The organism is Priestia sp. Y58 (assembly GCF_029522095.1).
GTDB lineage: Bacteria > Bacillota > Bacilli > Bacillales > Bacillaceae_H > Priestia > Priestia megaterium_E.
The window spans coordinates 265186-288891 of record NZ_JAKWFL010000003.1 but is presented as its reverse complement, the minus strand read 5'-3'; the positions used below and the strand labels follow the sequence as shown (position 1 = coordinate 288891).

The following is a 23706-nucleotide window of genomic DNA, read 5'->3' as shown; positions in this document are numbered from 1 at the left end:
CTATAAACATTCGGCTTCAACTGTAGCAAGCAAGCTTTTTAATAGCTCAACTGCCTCACTTAAAGCTAGTGAATAATATCTCTGCGTCCCTTTTTGCTCAATTTGCACAAGCTTTTGATCGCGTAAAATTTTTAAATGATGAGAAATTGCCGGTCTTGATAGCGTAGACTCATTTGCAATTTCATTTACGGTTAAAGGCTCTTTTTCGGCGAGCAGCAAAATAATATCTTGTCTTGCTGAATCACTTAGCGCCTGAAAAATAGGAATGCTGGCACGAAATAACTCGACTGCTTTTTCACTCATATAGATTCCCCTTTATTTAATTTCTTGTGTTCTTCGGACAACGGATGTAAGCCACTTTCTTGGTACAAAGCGCGGGATGAACGTGGCGAGACGAAACTGCACTCCTGGTACGATAACCGTCTGCCCTTTCATAAATTTTTTATAGCCAACTTTAACAACTGTTTCTACATCCATTGCACCGCTTTGAAAAAGCTTGGAGTTGCTTAGCTGGGCGCGGTCGCTAAAACCAGTTTTAGTTGGACCCGGGCATAGAGCGCTTACCGTTACATTGGTACCTTTTAATTCATTTTCAAGGGCCTCTGTGAAAGACAATACGTACGCTTTTGTTGCATAATACACCGTCATAAGCGGACCCGGCATAAATGCAGCAACGGACGCAATGTTTAAAATTTTACCGTGATTTCGTCTAACCATATCCGGTAAAAATAATTTTGTTAAATGAGTTAATGATCGGATATTTAAGTCAATCATGTTTAACTCGTCGTCTAAAGCTGTTTCAATAAATTTGCCGTATAGTCCAAAACCAGCATTATTCACTAAATAGTCAACGTGCATTTTTTTATTTTTAAGTTCTTCATATAGTGACTGTATCTCTTCTTCTCTTGATAAATCCTTAATAAACGTTATCACGTCAATATTATAAGTAGATTTTAAATTCTCTCCAATCGCTGTTAGTTTATCAGCGCTTCTGGCAACTAAAATTACAGGATACCCATCCTTTGCGAATTGATAAGCTAACTCTTCACCTATTCCTCCGGACGCACCGGTGATGAGCGCATAATGCTGTGACATAGTGTTCACTCCTTATGTTTATATGTTCAAGAACTTAAACATTTAAACTTATCTTATAGGATTCATTTTTTCCCGTCAACTGTTTTCTATACTCTTCTTTTCTTTTATGTTTTCCTTTTTTTCCATTTGCGTATTTCTGTACATTTTTTTACAAAATATGCGTTTTCTTTACATAGAAGGCTAATGTCGTCTAGTTTTGACAACCTTTGTCACCTAGCAGGAAAACAAGTGAAGATATGGTGAATACAACATACAACAAATAATCCATTACATAGTTGGATGAAAATAGATAAGGGAGGAAATGAAAAATGATGGAGACATATACAATTAAAAAAGTAAGTGATCAATTAGAGGTAGAGAAGAAAACGCTAAAACAATGGGAAAAATTATTGGGCAGCTATTTAACAATTGAACGAGTAGATGGGGCCCGTGTCTATACAGAGGAACAAATTGAATTATTTAATGATATTAAACAGCTGTTTGATGAACAATGTACGTTAGATGAAGTCAAAGAATATGTTCAGCTGCTGATAAAGGAACAAGAAGAGCAGGAACATTTAGTGATGGAATCAGAGGCAGCGGTTTCAAAAGAAGAAGAACCGCCACAGTTGAAAACAACAGCTAAAAAAGAAAACGTCATTGATTTTCAAGAACATTCCAATAAACAAATGAAGCAAGAAAAGAAAAAGGCTGCCGAAAAGCAGGAAAGCATTTCAGAAAACAAGCAAGAGAAGACCTCTCCTATACCTGAAGCACGATTAGCTACTGAAGAAGAAAAGCAGGCTATTTCTGCTTCTATTGAAGAGCCAAAACCAAACGACCTTGTTGTGAATGAAAAAGAACTGCTTCAAGGGGAATTAGTAGAAGCTGTTCGCCGCTATGAAGATGTGTTTGAGGTACTTGATACATTTAAAGCTGATTTGTTAAAAGAAATGCGAGAAGGTATGCGAAATGAAGTTCGCGAAGAAATTGTCGGAGAAGTAAAAAGAGAGCTTGAAAAAAGTGCTACCCAAACTGTAGAAATGGTGGAGTCGGTCGGGGCATACATTTCTGAGTCTTCAGAACGCAGCGCAAGAGATGTAGAAAATATGTCTAAAAAAATTATCCGTTCTAACGAAAAATCGTTTGATGAAGTCACTTCTTTGATTGAAGATTATTCAACAATCGCTGAAGAGAAAACTGAGGATATGCGCCTGTTCATGAAAGATGTCATGGAGAATGCAGATGAATCCTCTAAAGAAATGCAGTATTTATTAGACCGATTCTCAAGCAACTCCACCGTTGCGATGAATCAAGTAAAATTTATGGTTGAAAAATTAAATAATTCTTCAACTAATACGACAGAAGAGCTTCGTGATTTAATTGATTCAATGAATGAGGAACGAGTCTATTATTTAAAAGAAATGGAGAAAGAACGTAAGCTTCATCGTCAAAGCGTAGCTGAACGCGAAGAGATGTTTAGTGATTTTGTCCAAACCTTTAGACAAACCGCGGCTGCTGATATGAAGCGAAAACGGAAGTGGTGGAAGCTGTTTCTCTCCTGAAAACACCGGCCCTATGGTAATGGGGCCGGTGTTTTTAATGGTATGAACAATAGTAGTTTGTATGTAAGAAATGTTAAGGTAACGTATGGCGGTGAGACGTTATACTTTGAAACACATGATAGCCGCTTACCGATACGCCTATAGTTCCCGCTCCTGGAAACACTGTATCTCCGCATAACCACAGTCCTTGTAAGCCAGATCGATGCGAAATACTGTTGAACAAGGCATGATCTAACGTTTGCGGAAAGCCTCCCACTCCGCCGTTTGGGCGAGAAGTGAACCTTTCCCATGCTTTAGGAGCTCCCGAAATTTGATGCTCTGCTTTTTCAATGCTAGGAATAATGGTTTTAATGCCTGCTACCATTTTTTTCTCAAGAACTTGTTTTTGAAGGTCATAGGCTTCTTTATTACTCCACTTGCTAAGATCAATGTGAGTAGACGCTGTAATTGTACGCTTGCCTTCAGGCGCTCGAAAACGATCATCAGGATGAGAGACTGAGATAAATAAATGATTTCCTTCTGTCATTTCCCCTTGTTCGGATTGAAGTACTTGCTGAAACAACTCTACCTTTTGCGGCAGATCTCTTTCATCAATGGCAAAATACATCGAAAACGTTCCCCACTGCGGAAGCTCGCTTTTTTCTTTTGCCCGCTTATGAATATGTTGGTAATCTTCATCATGCAGCAAAGACTTTAAGCTTTGAACCGGGGCGTTGCATACAACGTCTGATGCACGGTAACGGTTACCTCTATGATCATGCACGATCCACCCGTCATTATCACGCTCTATCTTTACTACTTTCCTTCCTAGAGTCGTTTTTCCTCCGTTGGCTTTAATCGATTTTTGCAGCGCTTCTGCGACTTTGTATAAGCCGCCATTCACATAAAAAGCTCCTTCGTGATAAATATCCAACGCTAAACATCCAATAAGCATTGAACAGTTCTCACTCGTTGTCTGCATGCTGTCTATTAATTGACCATCAACAAAATGAAGAAAGTCCGCTTCGTCTAACAAGCTGTGTTTTTTTAGTAAATAACTAAACGATTGATAAAAATAAGGCAACAGCTTCACAGAACCAAAATTCAACGAACTTACCAGCCTGCTCCACTCACCTACTGTCAGAGGAGGAAGAACCGGCAGAGACTGCATAAGCTTGCGAATTTCTTTTGCCATTCTAAACACATTTTCATAAAAGCTCCTAATATTTTTTGCTTTATGAGGAAATTGTTTTTGAAGATAGGAAATATGCTGATACCGGTCTTGATAATAAATCAGTGTACGATGAGGAAGATGAACTTTCATGATTTTCTCAAGAGAAACCTTTTCAATTTCTAGGCCAAGGTACGTGCCGATTCGCTCATGTATCCCTCCGTGCTCAAATCCCATTCCAAGCGTCGCTCCAACAGGAAACGTATACAAATGGCGCTGAAATTTCCCTGCACAGCCTCCCCATTCTCGAGAAGCTTCTAAAACCGTCACTTCATAGTCATGTTTAGCTAAAAGCGCTCCCGCTGTTAACCCACCTATTCCTCCGCCTATTACGACAACTTGCTTATGCATGTTTTCACCTTCTTTAGTTCTTTCTTCTATTGTGCAAAAAAAAGAAGCTCACCGCAATTTAGAAGCGGCTCGTTACTGAAATAAAAAAGCCGTGAATGATTTCACAGCTTTTTGGCCTATTTTGTAATCACTCCACAAACAATCCGATCTCCTGAGTTTCCTGAAGGATCCGTTGTGTAATCGTCGACTTTATCATGTATCACTAATGCTGATCCATCCATATCCAAAAGAGAATTCGGCTTTCCTTCTTGCAGCGTGACAAGAGAAGCAAAAATTTCTGTATCTACTTTCCCATTTGGAGCAACTTCTAGATTGGGCAAATCACCTGCATGCGGGCCTTTTGTATTTTTAAAGCCGTGTTCACGTTTAAAAGGATTAAAATGGGCACCCGCTGTTTTAAAATCCGGCACCTCACATTTTCCTATTTCATGAATATGAAATCCATGTCTTCCCGGTGAAAGACCTTGAGCAGTTAATTTAATGTGCACGCCGTTCTTTGCTTCTGACAGGGTAGCCTCTCCTACTCTTTTGCCTGACGTATTTGTTAAATCCACTTTAATAGGTTCTACCGATACTTCGCTTGTTTCTTTCGCTTCCTCTGTTTCCAAGTGGTTTTCATGAGCGTTATTTTGCTCTTTTACCATGCTGCATGCTCCCAGCAGTAATAAGATAAAGACTACACATCCGTTCATTATCAACTTTTGCATCCGTGATTCCTCCTTTTTCTTATTTATCACCATCCTTTCACTATTTTCCTTTTTTTAGACATCAAAAATAAGATTGAGACATACGTTCACCTTACCAATGAAAAAATCCAAACGAGTTGGATTCTTAATGAAGAACCTCGATTCATCGTTCGGATTTTCTTTCAACTAAAATACTTTGCTTTAACGTCTTACTTTTGTTTAAAGTTGTATTCTTTTTCCGTTCCGTTTGAAAAACGAACTTCTAATTCAAACGACTGAAAATCTTTTTTTAGACCAAACGCATCGATTACTTCCTTTTTTACATCTTCATCGGGGGTGCGCTGATCAAAATTTAACTTTTTAAATTTTGAAGATAATTTATTAAAAGCTTTGTCTCCGTTCAAGTGCTCATCGTTAATATTATCATCCACTTTGGCTTCTATCTCATCATTTTCGTTTTCATAGTCGGCTTCATAATCATTATTAAGTCCCTTGTAGTCCACTTCTAAATCAAATTTTGAAAAGTTAAAAGACGTGTTTTCACTTTGATTATCATAGCTCATCGGCGTTCCGCCATTCGTCACGCCTTGTTTATTTTGAGCTTCTCTCGCCGGTGCCGCATCATCATTGTGGCAAGCTGAAAGTACGCTCATACCTATAAGGGAAAAGAATATGAAAAAGGGTCTTTTCTTCACTGTATTTCCTCCTTTGACTTCACTCTTCCTTCCCTTTATGTCCACAAATTTAATTTTTATACGCCTTCACTAGAAAACCCCGCTCTCTAAAAAGAAAGCGGGGTTTTTCGTCTTGTTTATTTTACATTCGAATAAGAAATACTGTACATGCTGTTAAAATACGTATTGTAAAGAGCTTGAACAGCACGGTCTAAAGCGTCTGCTTTCACACCAAACATCATGCTTACCTCAGAAGAACCTTGGTTGATCATTTCAAGATTCACTTCAGCACGAGCAAAAGCTTCTGTAGCTTTTGCAGCAATTCCTACTGTGCTATTCATTCCTTCTCCTACTACCATAACCATAGCAAGATCACGTTCAATAAAGATTTCATCTACTTCAAGTTCTTTTTCAATTCGAGCAAATACACGTTTTTCCACATCTGGCGTAAGCTGATGCTCGCGCATGATGACAGAGATATTATCAATTCCTGAAGGGGTATGTTCGTATGAAATACCTTCATCCTCTAAAATTTCAAGCAATCTTCTACCAAAACCAATTTCACGGTTTAATAAGTATTTGCTCACGTGGATGTTGCAAAAACCTTTGTCCCCAGCAATTCCAACCACCGGCGTATCTCCGTGAGGACGCTCAGCTACAATGAATGTCCCCTTTGCTTCCGGATTATTTGTATTCTTTACACAAACAGGAATGCCTAGTTTATAAACCGGCTCTAGCGCTTCATCATGAAAGACAGAAAAACCTCCATAGGATAGTTCACGCATTTCTCTGTATGTTACTTCTTTCATTTCATGAGGCTTTTCCACAAGTCTTGGATCTACACTATAAATAGCATCTACGTCGGTAAAGTTTTCATACAAATCAGCTTTTACTCCCGCTGCTACAATTGAGCCTGTGATATCTGACCCACCGCGCGAGAAAGTAACCATGTTCCCTTCTTCAGAGTAGCCAAAGAATCCTGGAATCACCAAAATGCCTGAACGCTCTCTTAGCTGCGGTAATTTTTCATAAGACAGTGGAAGCACTCTTGCTCTTCCGGGTTCATCAGAAACAAAAATACCTGCTTCTTTTGGATTTACATAATGAGCTTCAAAACCTAAATGGTTTAGATAAGCAGCCATTACCTTTGCGTTATTATCTTCTCCACTTGCTTTTAGACAGTCTAATAAGCGAAATGGATCGTTTTTATGTAAATCAATAAGTGATTGTAAATTCGTAATAATGTCAGTAATAATCGTTTCTGGCATAGACAAGTCCACAACGATTTCACGATAGCGATCAATTACTTGCCCAAACTCATCGACGTAATCTTCTCCAAGCTGTATTTTGGCAGAAAGTGCGATTAGCAAATCTGTCATTTTTGTATCTTCTCCGTATCGCTTACCCGGAGCTGATACAACTACCAGCTTTCTCTCTTTATCAGACGTTACAATATGCGCAACCTGTTTAAATTTCTCTGCGCTTGCAACTGAACTCCCGCCAAACTTCGCAACCTTCATGTTTGAGACACTTCCTTACTTTGTTTTTAATATTCGATTATTGTACCATATTTTATCAAGTAGAAAAGCTTATCTATCTAACTTTTCTAAAAATTAAAGGAATACTAACGTAATTGTACTCTCATAAAGAACAAATGTCTACCACAAAAACACAAAAAAAGACTGATTTTACATCGTGTAAAATCAGTCTTTTTTTGTTATTCTGCTTTTGGCTTTTTTAATACACCTACAAGGACCGCTGTTACAATTGCACCAATTAAAATTGCTAGTGCATATAAAAGAGGATTTCCTTGTACAATTCCGATAACGAATACGCCGCCGTGTGGTGCTGGTAAACCGATGTGGAACATCATTGTTAAAGCACCTGCTACTGCAGCACCGATAACCGATGCGGGAATAACACGGCCTGGGTCAGCTGCTGCGAATGGAATCGCACCTTCTGTAATAAATGAAAGACCCATTACATAACACGTTTTACCTGTTTCACGCTCTTGGCGAGTAAATTTGTTTTTGAACAAAGTTGTCGCAATAGCCATACCTAATGGTGGAACCATACCGCCTGCCATAATCGCTGCGTGTGGTGCATAGTTTCCAGCATCAATCATTGCAATACCAAATGTAAAGGCTGCCTTATTAATAGGACCACCCATATCAATAGCCATCATACCACCTAAGATAATACCCAATAATACTAAGTTACCTGTACCAAATCCACTTAACCAGTGCGTTAATCCTTTGTTAATTGCACTAACTGGTTCATTTACAACATAAAGCATAATCAATCCTGAGATAAAAATCCCAAATAGCGGATAGAGAAGAACTGGCTTAATTCCATCAAGCGCTTGCGGTAAACCGCTGAATAATTTCTTTAATCCCACTACTACATAACCCGCTAAGAAACCAGCGATTAAACCACCTAAGAAACCACCTCCACCAGAAGCTGCTAAAAGACCTGCAACCATACCGGGAGCTAAACCAGGACGATCAGCAATACTCATTGCAATGAACCCTGCTAGTACTGGTACTAGTAAGAAGAATGCATTATCTCCGCCAATTGTTTTTAGCGCCGCTGCAAATGCATTGTACGTTGGATCTTTCGGCTCTGCTGAGTGAATGCCAAACATAAATGAAATGGCAATTAAGATCCCGCCCCCTACAACAAACGGAAGCATTGCGGATACACCGCTCATTAGGTGCTTGTAAAACCCTGTACGCTCTGATCCTTTACTTTCTCCGCCTTCTTTGCTGCCACCGCCGCTGTATACAGGAGCGTCTCCTTTTAACGCGCGGTTAATTAATTCTTCCGGCTTGCGAATTCCTTCAGCTACTGGAACTTGAATGACTTTTTTACCTGCAAAACGTTCCATTTCTACTTGCTTGTCAGCTGCAACGATAATAGCGGTAGCGTTTTCAATTTCTTCCTTCGTCAACGCATTTTTAACACCGCTGGAACCGTTTGTTTCAACTTTGAGCGTGACATTCATGTCTTTCGCTTTTGCTTTTAAGCTGTCCGCTGCCATATATGTGTGGGCAATTCCCGTTGGGCAAGCCGTTACAGCAAGCACTAATTGATCTGAAGCTGTATCTACTTCCTCTTCCGGCGCTTCATTTTCAGTTTCTTTATCATCAATTGCTTTGATGACTTCATCAATTGATGATGCTGTTAGCAACGTTTTTCGGAACGATTCGTCCATTAATAACGTAGACAAACGAGATAGTGTTTCTAAGTGAGCATTATTCGCTCCTTCACTCGCTGCAATCATGAAGAATAGGTGTGCAGGCTGTCCGTCTAATGATTCATAATCAATACCTTCTGTTGAGCGTCCAAATGCAATGGCCGGTGTTTTTACCGAGCTTGTTTTTGCATGTGGAATAGCAATGCCTTCCCCAATTCCCGTTGTGCTTTGAGATTCACGGTTTAAAATTGCTTCTTTATAGCCAGCTCGGTCGCTTAAGCGACCAGCTTCATCTAATTTTCCAACTAACTCATCAATAACATCAGCTTTTGACTTGCTTTTTAAATCAAGAATGATTGTATCTTTTTTTAATAGTTCTGTAATTCTCATTCTCGGTTCCCCCTACTCTACCTTTGTGATTGACACTTGTTCACGAAGCGTCTTTACATCTTCTGCTGTACATAATTCAAGTGAGAATGCTGTGGCACTTCCTGAAGCAACTCCTGTTTGAAAGGCTTCTAATAAATCCCCTTGTTTTACATAAGAAGCAATAAATCCAGCTACAAGTGAATCTCCAGCTCCAACAGAATTTTTTACTGTTCCTTTAGGGACTGTGGCACTGTAGACACCGCTTTCGTTAATAAGAAGTGCTCCATCTCCTGCCATGGATACAACGACGTTTTGCGCTCCTTGTTCCACGAGTTTTTTACCGTATACCAGCGCATCTTCTGCACTGTTTACTTCTACATCAAACAATTCTGCAAGTTCATGATGATTTGGTTTGATAAAAAACGGCTTGTGAGACACGACGTCTAGCAAAGTTTTTCCACTTGCATCTACTACTACTTTTACTCCGTTCGCCGCTGCTAGTTCAGTTAACGTTTCATACACAGAACTTGGAAGCGTTTTCGGTATACTCCCTGCTAATACGAAGATATCGCCTTCAGTCATTTGCTTCACTTGAGTCAATAAAGACTGAAGCGCTTCGTCTGTAATAGCAGGTCCTTGACCGTTAATTTCTGTTTCTTTTTCTGTTTTCAACTTTACGTTAATGCGCGTATCTCCCTCAACTCTTGTAAAAGCTGTTTCGATATTCTCCGCTTTTAAGTAGTCTTCGATATAAGTTCCTGTAAAGCCGGCTACAAAACCGAGGGCCTTATTATCAACACCTAATCGCTTTAAAACGCGAGAGACGTTAATGCCTTTTCCTCCTGGAAACTTGGCTTCATTCGTTGTGCGGTTAAGCCCGCCTTCTTCGAATGCTGAAACATGTACTACGTAATCAACGGATGGGTTCAACGTACATGTATAAATCATGATTTCACAACCTTTATGTCTGTTTTGTTTGCATACTGTATAAGTACATCGCTAGGTACGTCATTTGTTATAATTTTTGCTTCATGTAAATCGGCTATTTTCGCAAAACTTGTTTCAAAAAATTTAGTGGAATCTGATAAAATATAAGATTCTCTAGACAGCTTCATTGCCGTTTGCTTGATCAATGCTTCTTCTGGATCAGGAGTTGTATATCCGTATTGATGATGAATCCCATTCGCTCCCATAAAACATTTATCAAAACGATACTGTTCAAGACTTAAAAGGGCTCCATTGCCAATTAAAGCGCCCGTTTTATGTTTAACCGATCCTCCAATTAAATAGAGGGTGATACCTTGTTCTAGCATCGGGTTTAAATGCATTAAACCATTTGTCACGACAACTACATCTTTTTGCTTTAAAAAAGGAATCATTTCATACGTTGTAGTTCCTGCATCTAAAAAAATACAGTCACCTTCATTTATAATGGAAGCCGCATACTCTGCAATGTTTCGTTTATCTTGAACATTTTTAGCAGATTTTTCGATAACGCTCAGTTCGATTCGTTTACTGCGAATAAGCGAAGCGCCACCGTGAACACGTTTGAGCATTTGCTCTTCTTCTAGTTGACTCAAGTCTCTTCTAATTGTGGATTCCGAAGCGCCTGTAACTTCGATAAACTCTTGCACTTTTACAAGTTCTTTCTCTTTTAAAAGTTTTAAGATTAGTTGATGTCTCTCCGGCGTTAACATGTTCTAGCTCCTTTTTCAAAAAAGCGTTTTCATTTATTTCATGTACTTACTTTATCACGGTTTACATTCAAAATCAATCATAAAAAATCAAAAACATTCATTTTTTTAATTACAAAATAAAGTTTTTTGAACAAACAATTAGATTTGCATTTGGTTTAATAATAGTTAATATAAAAGGAAATATGCTGGTAATTCAAGAATTTGTCTACTTTTCTCATTATATGTAAAGGTTTTCTTGCAACTAATTAGCTATGACTGTTTTTGACTATTTCTTGACCGGTTGAATTTTTCTGACTGAATCGAGTATAGCTTGTCCTGACTTCATAAAAGCCTACACACTAAAAAAGTTGTCCACCTTTTTGGACAACTCGAAGTGACCCATCATTTAAATAAAAACAGAAGCATATATAATATGGAAGCAAGGGCAGAAGAAATAGCTAAACTTGAGATAAAACGAACGAGTCTTTTCTTAATGAACTGCGTTAATTCGATTTCTCTTACTTGAGTTTTTTCATTTTGCATACAATAATCCCTTCTTTAATTAAGATTTCCTAGTAGCTAGAAGTTACTACTCGCAGAATATGCTTTTATGTATTGTATGCATGCGTTAAAAAAAAGATACAAAACGAACAAAAAAGCTACTCTTAGCTAGAGTAGCTTTCGTCTTTCCATACATTTGCTTCAATTACTGCATCCGCTCGAATCGAATATGTATAACAAGGGCCTGTGACCATCAGCGTATTCGACTGCAGCGAGACTTTATCAATCGTCACTCGTTCATACCTTTGAATATGTCCTGCTTCATAGACGTGAAGCGTTACTGGATGATGCTCCGAGTAACTGTTCATAATGACATTTTCAATATGCTCAATCTTTTCTTTTTTCAACCCTAAGGACTGCTTATGTGCCTCGGGACTGTACATTTTCTTCATTTTCTCTAAATGCTCGGGCATTACTAACTTCGCATACTGTTTTAATTCATCTTGATACACGTTCATTCTCCCCCTTGACTCTTGCTTCTATTTTACCGAACGAACATTCTCATTGCAAAACTTTTTAATCAAAATAAAAGCAAACAATTTATTTTTTCATACTCCATAAAAACTGTCAAAAGATTTTATGTTGATAGCAGAAATTGATTTTTTAAAAAATAATAATATCCCATCTTTAATTCAGCCTCTAGAGTTGGTATAATACATTGTCATGACTGTGTTTTCGGAGTTTTTGATGATTGGAGGTAACGTTCATGATTAATAAAATAAAAGAAATTATCCTCATTATTCTAGGAAGCCTCATTTTTGCACTGGCCATTAATTACTTTGCTATTCCAAATGAATTAGCAGAAGGCGGCGTAACCGGTGTAACAATGATTACCTATTATGTACTAGGCTGGTCTCCTGGTATCACAAACTTTATATTAAACGGTTTGCTGGTACTGATCGGATACAAATTGCTTCACAAACGTGTGATTGCTTACACAATTATATGTATTATTTTCACATCTCTATTCCTACATATAACTGAAGGACTGGGAAATCCTCTTGACGATACGCTACTGGGGGCTATTTTTGCTGGTATTTTTGCTGGTGTAGGACTCGGACTTGTGTTTAGAGGCGGCGGAACTTCCGGAGGCTCTGCAGTTATTGCCCGCTTAGCTAATCAATATTTAGACTGGAATATTAGCAAAACGATGCTGGCAATTGATTTATTAGTTGTAGCAAGCGCTTATTTTGTCATCGGTGGAGAAAAGACGATGTATACGGTTATTTCTCTTTACATCGGAACGAAGGTGCTGGATTATATCATTGAAGGTCTCAACCCTCGCAAAGCAATCACTATTATTTCACACCGTTCAGCTGAAGTAGCCGAACAAGTCAATAAAAAGATGCAGCGCGGCGTTACTGTCTTTTCTGCTCATGGAAGCTATACAAAAGAAGCAAAAGACGTATTGTACGTAGTTGTGAACAAACAAGAACTGCTAGAATTAAAGCGTATTATTCATAAAGTCGACGAACAAGCTTTTGTGGTCGTACACGATGTACGCGACGTCTTTGGAGTAGGTTTTACCATTCCAAAAGCCAGTTGAAAACCCGCTATAAAAAAGCGGGTTTTTTCTATTATATATGTTTGCGCTGAAAATACAGCAAACCTGCTGCTCCAAAAAGCAGAAAGCTGCTTATAACAACCACTAAGAAATTCTGTGTAGTCAGCATCAACCCCCATGATGCTTTTCCGGTTACACCTAACATTCCATACATCGGCTGAGTCCATGGGTACCAGGGGCCAAATCGTTCAGAGTTAGCAACGAATAAATTCGGTAGTGTTAAAATGACGTTGACTGTCAAAGATGCTCCAAAGCTAGAACATGCCATCGACACAGCTAGCATAAACGCAAGAATGGGCAACACCGCAACCCATCCGCCTAGCATATTTCCAGCTATCATCTTTAACGGCACAGCGCTCGGATAGTCTTTTAACATGCTAACTCCTAATAAAACAACAAATACAAGCACTTGAAGAATTCCCATGAAAGCTGCTGCTGTAATCAATTTTGCTCCGTATACCGATGTCCTTGTCACAGGAAGAGATAATAATTGCTTCCACCCTCCCGCTTCGTGTTCATACCGACAGATGAAGGATGTTACTAACCCGCCAATTAACGGATAAAACAGCAATCCGTGAACATTGGCAATCAAGGCATCTGCCATTGCCCATTTCATTCTCCCGCTTGGCATTGCCTGATCACCTACAAAAAGGATAATAGCGATTAGAATAGGACTCACAAAAAGGTACGTCCAGGCTTTTGTTTTAAACAATTTAAACCATTCTATCTTACATAATTGCAAAAACATTTAGGCCACATCCTTTTTGATAAAGTGCAAGGCGCCTGCAGCATATAAGAAAATACCGATAATTACACCTGCTATCATGTACATATTTCGATAGTCAGAAAACGCTAGCATTGGCCATTGCCAGAAAAACCAGCTTGGTAATTCTCTCATACCACTCATCGTCACACTCATCACAATACCTAGTGCAAGAGAGCGGCCTTGATTTTTAAAAAGCATAGATAACCATATTTGAATAGCTACAAATGGAATGGCAGAAAAAAAAGGATAAAAGGTATACACAAAGAGATTTTTCCAAGAAGACGGAAAACCAAATCCTAACCACCATCCTAACCCAATTATACCGATTAATAGAACAGCAGAAGCGATAAGTAGCATAAACATAACTACTACAAATTTTGCTGTATAAACACTCAGTCTGCTCACAGGTAAGCTCAGCAGCTGCTTCCATGAGCTTCTATGATATTCAATATGCGCTACATTTGAAGCAAGAATCGTTCCTCCCAGTAAAAAAGCTATTGGAAGCGTGATGTTTAGTTCATGCAAAAGACCTTCCCACACATTCGGATTTTGCTGAATTAAATATTCATATCGAACGCTATAATCAACTAGCGTTAAGCCAATTACACCCGCTGGACCTAAAAATAGTAAAAACCAGAGCCATTTTCTTTTTAACTTTATACACTCAGCCTGCAGTATTTTTGTGAACATATCTATTCTCCTCGCTCGTCAGCTTTAAAAAGATATCTTCTAATGATTTCGATTTTTCTTCAACTCGGTAGATTGAGACATTTTCTTGCACAAGCTGATAAACAAGATGTGCCACTTGCTCATGATCAATATAATCTAAAAGAAGACTATGTTTGTCGATAGTAGGTACAAACCCGTTTGCTAATAGTATTGTTTTAGCCTTTTCTATCTCTCCCGTTGTAAATGCCACTTGATGCTTAGCTTTTTTGCGAAGCGATTCAATCGATCCATTAAATAGCATCTTTCCTTTTGTAATAATACCTACTTGAGTCGCTAAATGGTCAATTTCATAGAGTAAATGACTTGAAATCAATACGGTAACTCCGTTTTCCCCTGGCATTTCTTTAATTAACGAACGAATTTCTTGAATTCCTGCAGGATCCAGTCCGTTGGTTGGTTCGTCTAAGATTAATAAACGAGGATTTCCGAGGAGTGCAGAAGCAATACCAAGCCGCTGTTTCATCCCAAGAGAAAAGCCTTTGACTGGACGATTTGCTTCTTTTGTTAATTTTACAATATTTAGTACTTCATCCACTCTGTTTTTAGATACACCTAGTATTTTACGAAGTACCTCTAGATTTTCTCTTGCAGTTAAATGCGCATAATAGGAAGGGCTCTCTACAAGTGAACCTATCTTTTTTAAGGCTTGAATATGCTGCCTGTGATTTTTTATTCTTTCTCCGAACAGCTCAATTTCCCCGCTCGTTGGCTTCATTAGCCCGAGCAGCATTCGGATCGTTGTCGTCTTCCCTGCTCCATTAGGTCCTAAAAACCCGTAGATTTCTCCTTCTTTAATGGATAAATTCACTTCATTTACAGCTTCTGCTCCTTTAAATACTTTTATCAGCTGAGTCGTTTTAACAATTTCCACTTTTATCACCTCTCCTTTACTATAAACAGCTAAAGTTAAGAGGACGGAAAAGAAAGGTTAAAATTTGTTTAAAAAAGCGAGTGAATTAATCACTCGCTTTGTACACAATTTGAATATCCGTTCCATGTTTTGTAGAATGAATTGACCACGTTAACCCCATTTCTTTAATCATCGCATCCACAATCGCTAGACCTACACCGTTTTGCTTCGTATGGCTATTCTTTTTAAAGCCTGACCCTTTATCAGAAATGGTAAGAGAAGATAAATCATGCTCTTGAACAAGACGAAAGCCAATAAAGTTACCTTCTTTGGCATGACGAATGACATTTTGACATAAATTATCTATTATTCTTTCTAACCACTGAACATCTCCGCGCCAATATATGGACTGAGAAGACAGTTGAATATCCACTTCCATATTCTCTTCTTCAAATAGTGGATACCATTGCGCAATGCTTTTTCTAAGAAATCGAGCCATATCAACTTCCTCTTCCCGATATGGATATTTTCCATTTAACAGCAGCGTATAGGAAAATAAATTATCTATTAAATCACTAACAAATTCTACTTTTGTATCAATTACCTCAAGAGATTGTTGAACGTTCAAGGCCATTTCTTCGTTTTTCAGCTGATAAATATGCGTTCGAACAGTCGTGAGCGGTGTTCGTAAGTCATGCGATAGACTCATAATTAAGTCTTGCCGCAGCTGTTCTTCTTGCTGCTCTCGGTCCCGGCTTTCATGAAGCTGTTTAACCATTTGATTAAACGATTGTTCTAGCTGACCAATTTCATCCGTGGACTCAGATACAACAGGTAAAGGAATTCCTTGCTCGCCTTTGTTGTTCATAGCAGCTTGTAACACTCGCAGTCTTTTTCGAATTCGAAGAAAAAAGAACAGAGAAAATACAATAAAAGAAAGCACAATGATAAAAACAAATCCTAAATAAATATTATAGTAGGCTGGGTCTAGCCTTTGAATAGGGGGCTCAACGGCTTTTTCTGGCACTTCAATGACCATAAAACCTTGCTTTTTATCTGTTCCAATAAAGGTAATAACCGTATACGGATCGTTTCCGTATCGTTTTTTTATAAATTCAGCCGTATAAGACGATGACCATTGCTTCGGAAGGGATTCATGATAAGGAAGCGGAAGCTGTGTTTGTCCAGCTTCGTTTACCCAGAACATTGAAGCTTCAGGGTATTTTTCTTTTAATAATTTCAGCTTTTGATTAATTGTTTTCTCATTTGCTCCTTCTAGCTTTTGGGCTTCTTCATTCCACATTTGTTCGTAGTAGCTTTTTCCTTTATACTCTTCATTTAATAATCCTTGAATATGCATAAAAGGGACGGTGATCAGCCATGAGCCTGCAAAAAATGATACCGGTATAATTAGTACAGCTGCAATCATAATTAAGATATACTTCGTGATAAGAGACTGTGTAACGTTCATTGCTTCACCCTGTACCCAATCCCTCGTATTGTTTCAATAATTTCAGGATTAGCTGCATTTTTCTCTAATTTTTCTCGTAAATAGCGAATATGTACCATTAAGGTTTTATCTCCTTCTATATAACGCTCTTTCCATACCCCTTCATAAATTTGTTCTTTTGTTAAAATTTGATTTAAATGCTGAAGGAAATAAGTAAAAATATGAAATTGCTTACCTGTTAAACTAATTTCTTCACTTGTCTCTCTGTTCATCACGCGATAGTCTATCATTGAAATATGCAAATGTTTTACAATAAGCTCTTCTTTCTTTCTTGAAAATCTTCTTAACAATACTTCAAGCCTTGCAAGCAGCTCTTCTGGATGAAACGGCTTTGTGACATAGTCATCGGCAAACTCTAGTCCCATGATCTTATCTTCTAGAGCTGTACGAGCTGAAAGCATTAAAATTGGGACATCAGGTGCTAGTTTTTTAAGCTTTTTTCCCACTGTAAATCCATCTAACCCAGGAAGCATTACATCTAAAATGACAATATCCGCTTGTTTAATAAACTGACTGGCGATATCTCCTGATTGTAACCAAGTAACTTCATAGTTTTGCTTTTTAAGCTCATTTTGAATCATTAATCCAATTTCTTCATTGTCTTCAATGTATAAAACGTGATTCATATGCACACCCCTTTACTTCTTTTTCCATTTTATCGAATTCTCCTTAGCAGTAAAAGACAAAAAAGCTAAAAGGCATCGCCTTTTAGCTTTTTTCTTTACACGCCCATTTAATTAACAAGCCGCAGTGCGTTAATCCTCCTCCAAACCCATAGAGAATAAGAAGGTCATTATCCCGTACTTTTCCTGTCATTATTCCTTCGTTCAAGGCAAGCGGAATAGAAGCTGAAGATGTATTTCCGCAGTATTGCACACTCGTTAACGTTTTATCCATTGAAACACCTGTTTTAGCACAAATAGCTTCAATCATCCGAAGGTTTGCACTGTGCGGAATAAACCAATTTACATCTGAAAGAGAAATGGAAGTATTCTTTAATAATGCTTCTACTCCTTTTGGAATCGTTCGGACGGCAAAGCGATATACTTCACGCCCGTTTTGAACTAAATTCCCGCTCGAGTTAATTTCTTTTCCTAAAAGAGTGTTAGATAAGTTAGAACGGTATAAATTTACCCCTCCGCTTCCGTCCGTTCCGTAGTGACATCCTAAGAAACTTGGATTATGCTCATCGTACTCTACAAGCATAGCTCCCGCTCCGTCACCAAACAGCACGCATGTGGCACGGTCCGTATAATCTGTAATTTTCGACATGACTTCGGCACCAATAACTAAAATCTTTTTATGAAATCCCGACGTCACTAAGCCGTTCGCCACATGAAGGCCATATGTAAACCCAGCGCATGCGGCACTTAAGTCAAATGCTGCAGCCTGCTCAATATGAAAGTATTCTTGAACCTGACATGCTACGCTAGGAAAAAAGTGATCCGGCGTTGTTGTCGAAACAATAATTGCATCTACATCTTCTATTTCTACAGCATATCGGTTAAGCAAATTTTTAACGGCTTGAATGGCAAGCGTGGACGTGTATTCACCTTCCCCTGCAATTCGCCGTTCTTTCATTCCCGTGCGCTGCACAATCCATTCGTCACTTGTATCAACCATTTCTTTTAAATGGTCGTTCGTTAATTTTTGCTTTGGTGTATACGTCCCCATTCCTGCGATTCTAGCTTTTGATTGTATCATTTCTCCACCTCAAATCAGTTGATACTTAATTATAACACCTACTTTTAATATCTGATACTAATTTATTGTTAGATAAAAAGCGCAAAGGCATACCCTTTACGCTTTTTATTAAATAGAATAATCTTCTGGAATAAATACTTTTAGCTGCTTAGGCTTTACATACACCTGCTCTCCCACTTGAAGGCTGAGGACTTTATAGTGCTCTTTGCTCAATTCAGCTTCTAAAAATTCTTCTGCATCTTCTCTTTTTAATTCAATTTGCACAATAGGACCTATCACATGAATATGGCTAACGGTTGCAGAAACAGCATCTGCGCTTGTTTTTACCTTTTCAAGGTGAATATCATGAGGTCGTACATATCCAACAGCTGCTTCTTCATTTCTTCCGCTGAATTCTGGAACATCCATTTCAAAGCTTCCTTGTTTTAGTCTGCCTTTATGAATGCGACCCTTGAATAAATTGACGTTCCCTAAAAAATCGTACACAAATGGACTATTAGGATGATCATATACTTCCTCAGGACTTCCAATCTGCTCAATTTTACCGTTGTTCATCACAACAATACGATCGGCCACATCTAAAGCTTCTTCTTGATCATGCGTAACGAAAATACTCGTAATATGAAAATCATTATGCAATTTACGCAGCCATCTGCGCAAATCCTTACGAACTTTTGCATCCAGAGCGCCAAAAGGTTCATCTAGTAGCAGTACTTTTGGTTCCACTGCTAACGCTCGAGCAAGTGCTACTCGCTGACGCTGCCCGCCGGATAATTGAGAAGGATAGCGATTTGCAAGCGGCTCTAGCTTCACAAGCTGCAGCAGCTCGGTTACTTTCTTGTTAATGTCTATTTTAGCAGGTCTTGTTTTTTTAGGTCGTACTTTTAAACCATACGCAATGTTATCAAACACAGTCATATGCCTGAACAAAGCATAGTGTTGAAAAACAAACCCTACATTTCGCTCCTTTGGATTTACGTGCGTAATTTCCTTTCCATCAAATAAAATAGCTCCTTGATCAAGGTGTTCAAGACCGGCAATGATGCGAAGCAAAGATGTTTTTCCAGAACCGGACGGACCGAGTAAAGCTACTAATTCACCCGTTTGAATATCAATGTTAATAGAATCCAGCGCTTTAAAATCACCAAAGTTTTTTGATACGTGCTTAATATGGATACTCATCTCATAAGCTCCTTCCTATTTAAATATGTTTGGCTTTCCACTCAATAATATTTTTTACAATCAATGTAAATATAGCTAAAACTGACATTAAAGATGCTACCGCAAACGCTGCTGCAAATTGATATTCATTGTAGAGAATTTCAATATGAAGAGGCATCGTATTAGTCATTCCTCGAATGTGCCCAGACACAACGGAAACAGCTCCAAACTCCCCAATTGCACGCGCATTACATAAAATAATGCCATATAATAAGCCCCATTTAATATTAGGTAATGTCACTAGAAAAAAAGTTTTGAAACCGCTGGCTCCTAACGTTAACGATGCTTCTTCTTCGGCTGACCCTTGAGCTTGCATGAGTGGAATCAATTCTTTAGCAACAAACGGAAGCGTTACAAAAAGGGTAGCTAATATAATACCGGGAATAGCAAAGACAATTTTGATGTCGTGATTAAACAGCCATTCTCCGAATAATCCTTGTGCACCAAATAATAAAATAAAAACCAATCCAGCAATAACAGGCGAAACGGCAAACGGTAAATCGATAAGCGTAATTAAAATATTTTTCCCTTTAAAATCAAACTTCGTAATTAACCATGCAGCTACCACGCCAAAAACGGCATTTAACGGAACGGTAATCAGCACAACAACTAACGTTAGTTTAATAGCAGCTAAAGCATCCGGATTCGTAATCGCAGCTAGATACGTTTCCAACCCTTTTTGAAAAGCTGTCATAAAAATGGTGATGAGCGGGAGCACTAAGAATAGAGCTAAAAAAGCCAGTGCAATAAATGTAAGCAGCCACTGGACGACTTTGGGCTCTTTTAAACTAGAATGATTAAGTTTAACAGTCGTTTTTGCATGCTGCATTGGAACATGTCCTGCCAATGTCATCCCTCCTTAACTATGTACAAATTTGCGATTTGTCCACCATTGAATAATATTAATAAGTAATAACAGAAAAAATGATACAACGAGCATGACTGATGCAATAGCAGTAGCGCCCGCATAATCGTACTGCTCGAGTTTTGTCATAATAATAAGCGGCGTAATTTCAGTTTTCATCGGCATATTTCCAGCAATAAAAACAACTGATCCATACTCTCCAAGCGCTCTTGCGAATGAAAGAGAAAAGCCTGTTAGAATAGCAGGCACCAGCTCTGGAAAAATAACTTTTCTGAACGTTTGCATTCGGCTGGCTCCTAAACTAGCAGATGCTTCTTCGATCTCTGCATTAAAGTTTTGCAATACTGGCTGCACCATTCGGACGACAAACGGCAGACCAATAAACGTCAGAGCGATAATAATTCCGATAGGCGTAAATGCGATTTTAAACGTAAATAATTGACCAATCCATCCTTTCGGGACGTAAAGAGTGGTCAAGGCAATGCCGGCAACAGCCGTTGGTAAAGCAAACGGCAAATCTACAAGCCCGTCAATAAACCTCTTTCCAGGAAAATGATATCTCACTAATACCCATGCAATAATGGTTCCAAAAATAACATTAATAATGCCTGCTGCAAATGCTGCTCCAAAACTTAATTTATATGATGCTACTACTCTAGGGTCTGTAACAGTTTTAATAAAGTCGCTCCATCCCATAGATGCCGTATTAAAAAAAATCATAGCTAACGGAAAAAGCACAAGGATACTTGCATAAAACATCGTAAAACCTAAAGAAAGCCCAAATCCAGGTAAGATGCTTTTCTTTTTCTTCTGTCGTTGTAACACGCTCACGTCTTACACCTCTCTCTGCTTTCAAGATACATGTACACAGAAGATACGAATCACCATTCGTATCTTCCTCGTTCTACTTTTTTAATGAATCATATTACTTTGGCTGATAAATCTGATCGAATGTTCCCCCATCATTAAAATGCGTTTCTTGAGCTTTTTTCCAGCCGCCAAAATCTTTAATAGTGACTAGGTTAAGCGAAGGGAATTGATCTTTGTGTTTCTCTAATACTTTTTTATTTCGAGGACGATAGTAGTTTTCCGCTGCGATTTCCTGACCTTTTTCTGTATATAGGTATTTTAAGTATGCTTTTGCTACCTTTGTCGTGCCTTTCTTTTCAGCTACTTTATCTACTACAGCAACAGGTGGCTCTGCTAAAATACTTAATGACGGTGTTACAATTTCAAATTTATCTTTTCCTAGCTCATTTAACGATAAGTAAGCTTCGTTTTCCCATGCAATTAACACGTCTCCAATGCCTCGTTCTACAAAGGTAGTGGTAGCTCCGCGTGCACCTGAGTCTAACACTTCGACATTTCCATAAAGCTTACTCATGAAGTCTTCAATCTTTTTGTTATCGCCGTTATATTTATCCTTCGCATATGCCCATGCAGCTAAATAATTCCAGCGCGCGCCTCCAGACGTTTTTGGATTTGGCGTAATAACAGATGTACCTTTTTTCGTTAAATCATCCCAATCTTTAATTCCTTTTGGATTTCCTTTACGAACTAAAAAAACAATCGTTGAAGTGTATGGTGTAGAATTATGAGCCAATTCTTTTTCCCAGTCTTTGTTTAATAATTGGCGAGTTTGAGCGATTTCATCAATATCGTAAGCAAGCGCCAGCGTTACTACATCCGCTTCTAAACCGTCAATAACGGCTCGGCCTTGCTTACCAGATCCACCGTGTGATTGCTGTATCGTGACGTCTTGCCCTGTTTTATCTTTCCAATAAGACGCAAAGCTCTTATTGAACTCCTGATAAAGCTCACGTGTAGGATCATAGGAAACGTTTAAAAGTTCTACCGGTTTTTTTGAATCGTTTTTACTCGCAGAACTATCTTTTCCTGCTGTTTCAGTAGATTTTCCATTACCGCAACCTGCTAGCACCACGAGCAGTGCTGTCAGCACCATTAAAAACTGAACTGCTTTTTTCTTCATGTTTTACTCCCCTTTTTATAAAAAAATACAAAAAGGCCGCTATCTCTTTGAAAAGAGAAGCAGCCTTCAGTTAGTCTGATCAGCGTATATGCTCTTAAATTATTCTTATTAAATTTATTAGTAAGAATAAAAAGAAAATAATTTCTGAAAAGACAATTTATTCTTGTTTTTATAATAAACACACTTTACCTATTAGTCAACTAGGTTTTTAATCTTTTTTACACTTATTTTAGTTCTTTTTGCGTATTTTCCTTACTTACTGCGTGCCTGATACTCTTTTTCTAAGTCAGAGAGTGTGAGTTCAAAAAGATGATGATTTTCTTTTTTGTAAATCCCTTTTTTGAGTAACTCTTCAATGAGGTATTGTTTTCTTTGCCGCACCGCTGCTCGTAATAAATTTTCCATCTTTTCTCCTCCTATTATATTAATTTAAGAATAAAAAAAGACTCCTAACACAGGTCAGAAGCCTTCGGTAATCCGATCAGCACAGGAATGAAACTGTCAGATCTTTATCATTTTAAAAAGTACAAAGCTGCTTTAGCAGCTTTACACTTCTCATCGTCATACTCATACAACCTATAACTCAATTTTAATTCGAAAAATTCTAAATCTTTGACCGGAAAGAAAGTCAATTCTTCTTCGAATACGCACGTTTTCTATATTTAATACAGCACTTGCTTGCCCCGCCGTCAAGCGTTCGCTATCTAGGCCGGCCCTTCAGTTTCTCTAAATACGTATTTAAATAGGCTTATTTGTGGCTTGCTACTTTGCTTTTAGCTAAAAAGCGGTTTTTTTCCGTGCTGTCCACTTGAGTAATTTGTCCGTCGTGAAGAGTAATTAGTACAGATCCATAGTTGATTTCAGTTAGTAATTTAACAATATAATCTAATTTTTCTTGTGTAATTGAAGCCATTTTATCATTCTCCTATTCATAGATAAATTTATATTTTAGTTGCAGTTGAATAAACAAAGGGAACAACATCTATAAGTACTTGTATAATGTGCAGAAGATAAATACATGGTAATCCTCCCCATATGTTCAGTTGAAGATTGAGATTTTAATGACCACAACCAATGTACAGAAAAGGCCCACACTAGTAGCGAACAAGTATGAGCCTTCGGTTGACCGATCAGCTTCTTTAGCA

The 23706-nt window shown here is 38.3% G+C and carries 25 protein-coding genes; 2 read left to right on the top strand and 23 right to left on the bottom strand.

Annotation, left to right across the window (positions count from 1 at the left end; translation table 11 throughout):
• Window positions 1-303, bottom strand: a complete 303-nt coding sequence (locus MMB68_RS11505; RefSeq protein ID WP_029715041.1) for an ArsR/SmtB family transcription factor — start codon at window positions 301-303, stop codon at window positions 1-3.
• Between the two features lie 12 nt (window positions 304-315).
• On the bottom strand, window positions 316-1095 hold the full coding sequence (locus MMB68_RS11500) for an SDR family NAD(P)-dependent oxidoreductase (protein ID WP_277548858.1): 780 nt from the start codon (window positions 1093-1095) through the stop codon (window positions 316-318).
• 308 nt (window positions 1096-1403) lie between these two features.
• Here MMB68_RS11500 and MMB68_RS11495 point away from each other — a divergent pair, with 308 nt between their 5' ends.
• Entirely contained in the window at window positions 1404-2639 is a 1236-nt protein-coding gene (locus MMB68_RS11495; protein ID WP_221782914.1) for a helix-turn-helix domain-containing protein, read from the top strand.
• Between the two features lie 73 nt (window positions 2640-2712).
• Here the strand turns inward: MMB68_RS11495 and MMB68_RS11490 are convergent, their stop codons facing one another.
• The 9 genes from MMB68_RS11490 to MMB68_RS11450 all read right to left on the bottom strand — a co-directional run bounded on the left by MMB68_RS11490 (window position 2713) and on the right by MMB68_RS11450 (window position 11820).
• Window positions 2713-4200 (bottom strand): FAD-dependent oxidoreductase, encoded by a 1488-nt coding sequence (locus MMB68_RS11490; RefSeq protein ID WP_221782912.1) that lies wholly within the window; start codon window positions 4198-4200, stop codon window positions 2713-2715.
• 116 nt (window positions 4201-4316) lie between these two features.
• On the bottom strand, window positions 4317-4907 hold the full coding sequence (locus MMB68_RS11485) for a superoxide dismutase family protein (protein WP_221782911.1): 591 nt from the start codon (window positions 4905-4907) through the stop codon (window positions 4317-4319).
• A gap of 188 nt (window positions 4908-5095) precedes the next feature.
• Entirely contained in the window at window positions 5096-5581 is a 486-nt protein-coding gene (locus tag MMB68_RS11480; protein ID WP_014460317.1) for a YusW family protein, read from the bottom strand.
• Window positions 5582-5697: 116 nt separating this feature from the next.
• On the bottom strand, window positions 5698-7080 hold the full coding sequence (locus tag MMB68_RS11475) for an aspartate kinase (RefSeq protein ID WP_221782909.1): 1383 nt from the start codon (window positions 7078-7080) through the stop codon (window positions 5698-5700).
• A gap of 197 nt (window positions 7081-7277) precedes the next feature.
• Window positions 7278-9146 (bottom strand): PTS fructose transporter subunit IIABC, encoded by a 1869-nt coding sequence (locus tag MMB68_RS11470; protein WP_277447873.1) that lies wholly within the window; start codon window positions 9144-9146, stop codon window positions 7278-7280.
• A gap of 12 nt (window positions 9147-9158) precedes the next feature.
• Window positions 9159-10073, bottom strand: a complete 915-nt coding sequence (pfkB, locus tag MMB68_RS11465) for a 1-phosphofructokinase (protein ID WP_025752144.1) — start codon at window positions 10071-10073, stop codon at window positions 9159-9161.
• Entirely contained in the window at window positions 10070-10822 is a 753-nt protein-coding gene (locus tag MMB68_RS11460) for a DeoR/GlpR family DNA-binding transcription regulator (RefSeq protein WP_013056834.1), read from the bottom strand. Before MMB68_RS11460 ends, pfkB begins: the two co-directional genes overlap by 4 nt.
• A 381-nt stretch (window positions 10823-11203) precedes the next feature.
• A complete protein-coding gene (locus MMB68_RS11455; protein WP_013056833.1) occupies window positions 11204-11344 on the bottom strand; it encodes a hypothetical protein in 141 nt (46 codons plus the stop codon).
• A 122-nt stretch (window positions 11345-11466) separates the two neighbouring features.
• Complete coding sequence (locus MMB68_RS11450; protein ID WP_195780209.1) at window positions 11467-11820, bottom strand: YolD-like family protein; 354 nt, start codon at window positions 11818-11820, stop codon at window positions 11467-11469.
• 248 nt (window positions 11821-12068) lie between these two features.
• Between MMB68_RS11450 and MMB68_RS11445 the strand changes: the two genes are divergently transcribed.
• Entirely contained in the window at window positions 12069-12908 is an 840-nt protein-coding gene (locus MMB68_RS11445; protein WP_251396551.1) for a YitT family protein, read from the top strand.
• 31 nt (window positions 12909-12939) lie between these two features.
• Here the strand turns inward: MMB68_RS11445 and MMB68_RS11440 are convergent, their stop codons facing one another.
• From MMB68_RS11440 to MMB68_RS11385, 12 genes are all read right to left on the bottom strand, one after another.
• Window positions 12940-13674, bottom strand: coding sequence for an ABC transporter permease (locus MMB68_RS11440; RefSeq protein ID WP_221782905.1), 735 nt, complete (start codon window positions 13672-13674; stop codon window positions 12940-12942).
• Window positions 13675-14382 carry an ABC transporter permease gene (locus tag MMB68_RS11435; protein WP_025752139.1) on the bottom strand — a complete coding sequence of 236 codons (708 nt, stop codon included), beginning with the start codon at window positions 14380-14382 and terminating at the stop codon, window positions 13675-13677.
• The gene (locus MMB68_RS11430) at window positions 14357-15292 is read right to left on the bottom strand and encodes an ABC transporter ATP-binding protein (RefSeq protein WP_047751073.1); all 936 of its coding nucleotides are present in this window, start codon (window positions 15290-15292) and stop codon (window positions 14357-14359) included. The genes MMB68_RS11435 and MMB68_RS11430 overlap by 26 nt, the downstream gene beginning before the upstream one ends.
• Before the next feature lie 85 nt (window positions 15293-15377).
• The gene (locus MMB68_RS11425; protein ID WP_221782903.1) at window positions 15378-16742 is read right to left on the bottom strand and encodes a HAMP domain-containing sensor histidine kinase; all 1365 of its coding nucleotides are present in this window, start codon (window positions 16740-16742) and stop codon (window positions 15378-15380) included.
• Window positions 16739-17407 carry a response regulator transcription factor gene (locus MMB68_RS11420; protein ID WP_264409104.1) on the bottom strand — a complete coding sequence of 223 codons (669 nt, stop codon included), beginning with the start codon at window positions 17405-17407 and terminating at the stop codon, window positions 16739-16741. The genes MMB68_RS11425 and MMB68_RS11420 overlap by 4 nt, the downstream gene beginning before the upstream one ends.
• 82 nt (window positions 17408-17489) lie before the next feature.
• Complete coding sequence (locus tag MMB68_RS11415; protein ID WP_277447876.1) at window positions 17490-18485, bottom strand: ketoacyl-ACP synthase III; 996 nt, start codon at window positions 18483-18485, stop codon at window positions 17490-17492.
• Window positions 18486-18593: 108 nt separating this feature from the next.
• Window positions 18594-19667 carry a sulfate/molybdate ABC transporter ATP-binding protein gene (locus tag MMB68_RS11410; protein WP_221782897.1) on the bottom strand — a complete coding sequence of 358 codons (1074 nt, stop codon included), beginning with the start codon at window positions 19665-19667 and terminating at the stop codon, window positions 18594-18596.
• 19 nt (window positions 19668-19686) lie between these two features.
• Complete coding sequence (gene cysW / locus MMB68_RS11405) at window positions 19687-20553, bottom strand: sulfate ABC transporter permease subunit CysW (protein WP_269871313.1); 867 nt, start codon at window positions 20551-20553, stop codon at window positions 19687-19689.
• A 12-nt stretch (window positions 20554-20565) separates the two neighbouring features.
• Window positions 20566-21402: a sulfate ABC transporter permease subunit CysT gene (gene cysT, locus MMB68_RS11400; RefSeq protein ID WP_028413543.1), complete on the bottom strand. Its 837-nt coding sequence runs from the start codon at window positions 21400-21402 to the stop codon at window positions 20566-20568.
• A gap of 94 nt (window positions 21403-21496) precedes the next feature.
• Complete coding sequence (locus tag MMB68_RS11395; RefSeq protein WP_028413544.1) at window positions 21497-22561, bottom strand: sulfate ABC transporter substrate-binding protein; 1065 nt, start codon at window positions 22559-22561, stop codon at window positions 21497-21499.
• A gap of 252 nt (window positions 22562-22813) precedes the next feature.
• Entirely contained in the window at window positions 22814-22966 is a 153-nt protein-coding gene (locus tag MMB68_RS11390; RefSeq protein ID WP_013056825.1) for a Fur-regulated basic protein FbpA, read from the bottom strand.
• A gap of 343 nt (window positions 22967-23309) precedes the next feature.
• Complete coding sequence (locus MMB68_RS11385) at window positions 23310-23474, bottom strand: YezD family protein (RefSeq protein WP_013056824.1); 165 nt, start codon at window positions 23472-23474, stop codon at window positions 23310-23312.
• Between the last annotated feature and the right edge of the window lie 232 nt (window positions 23475-23706).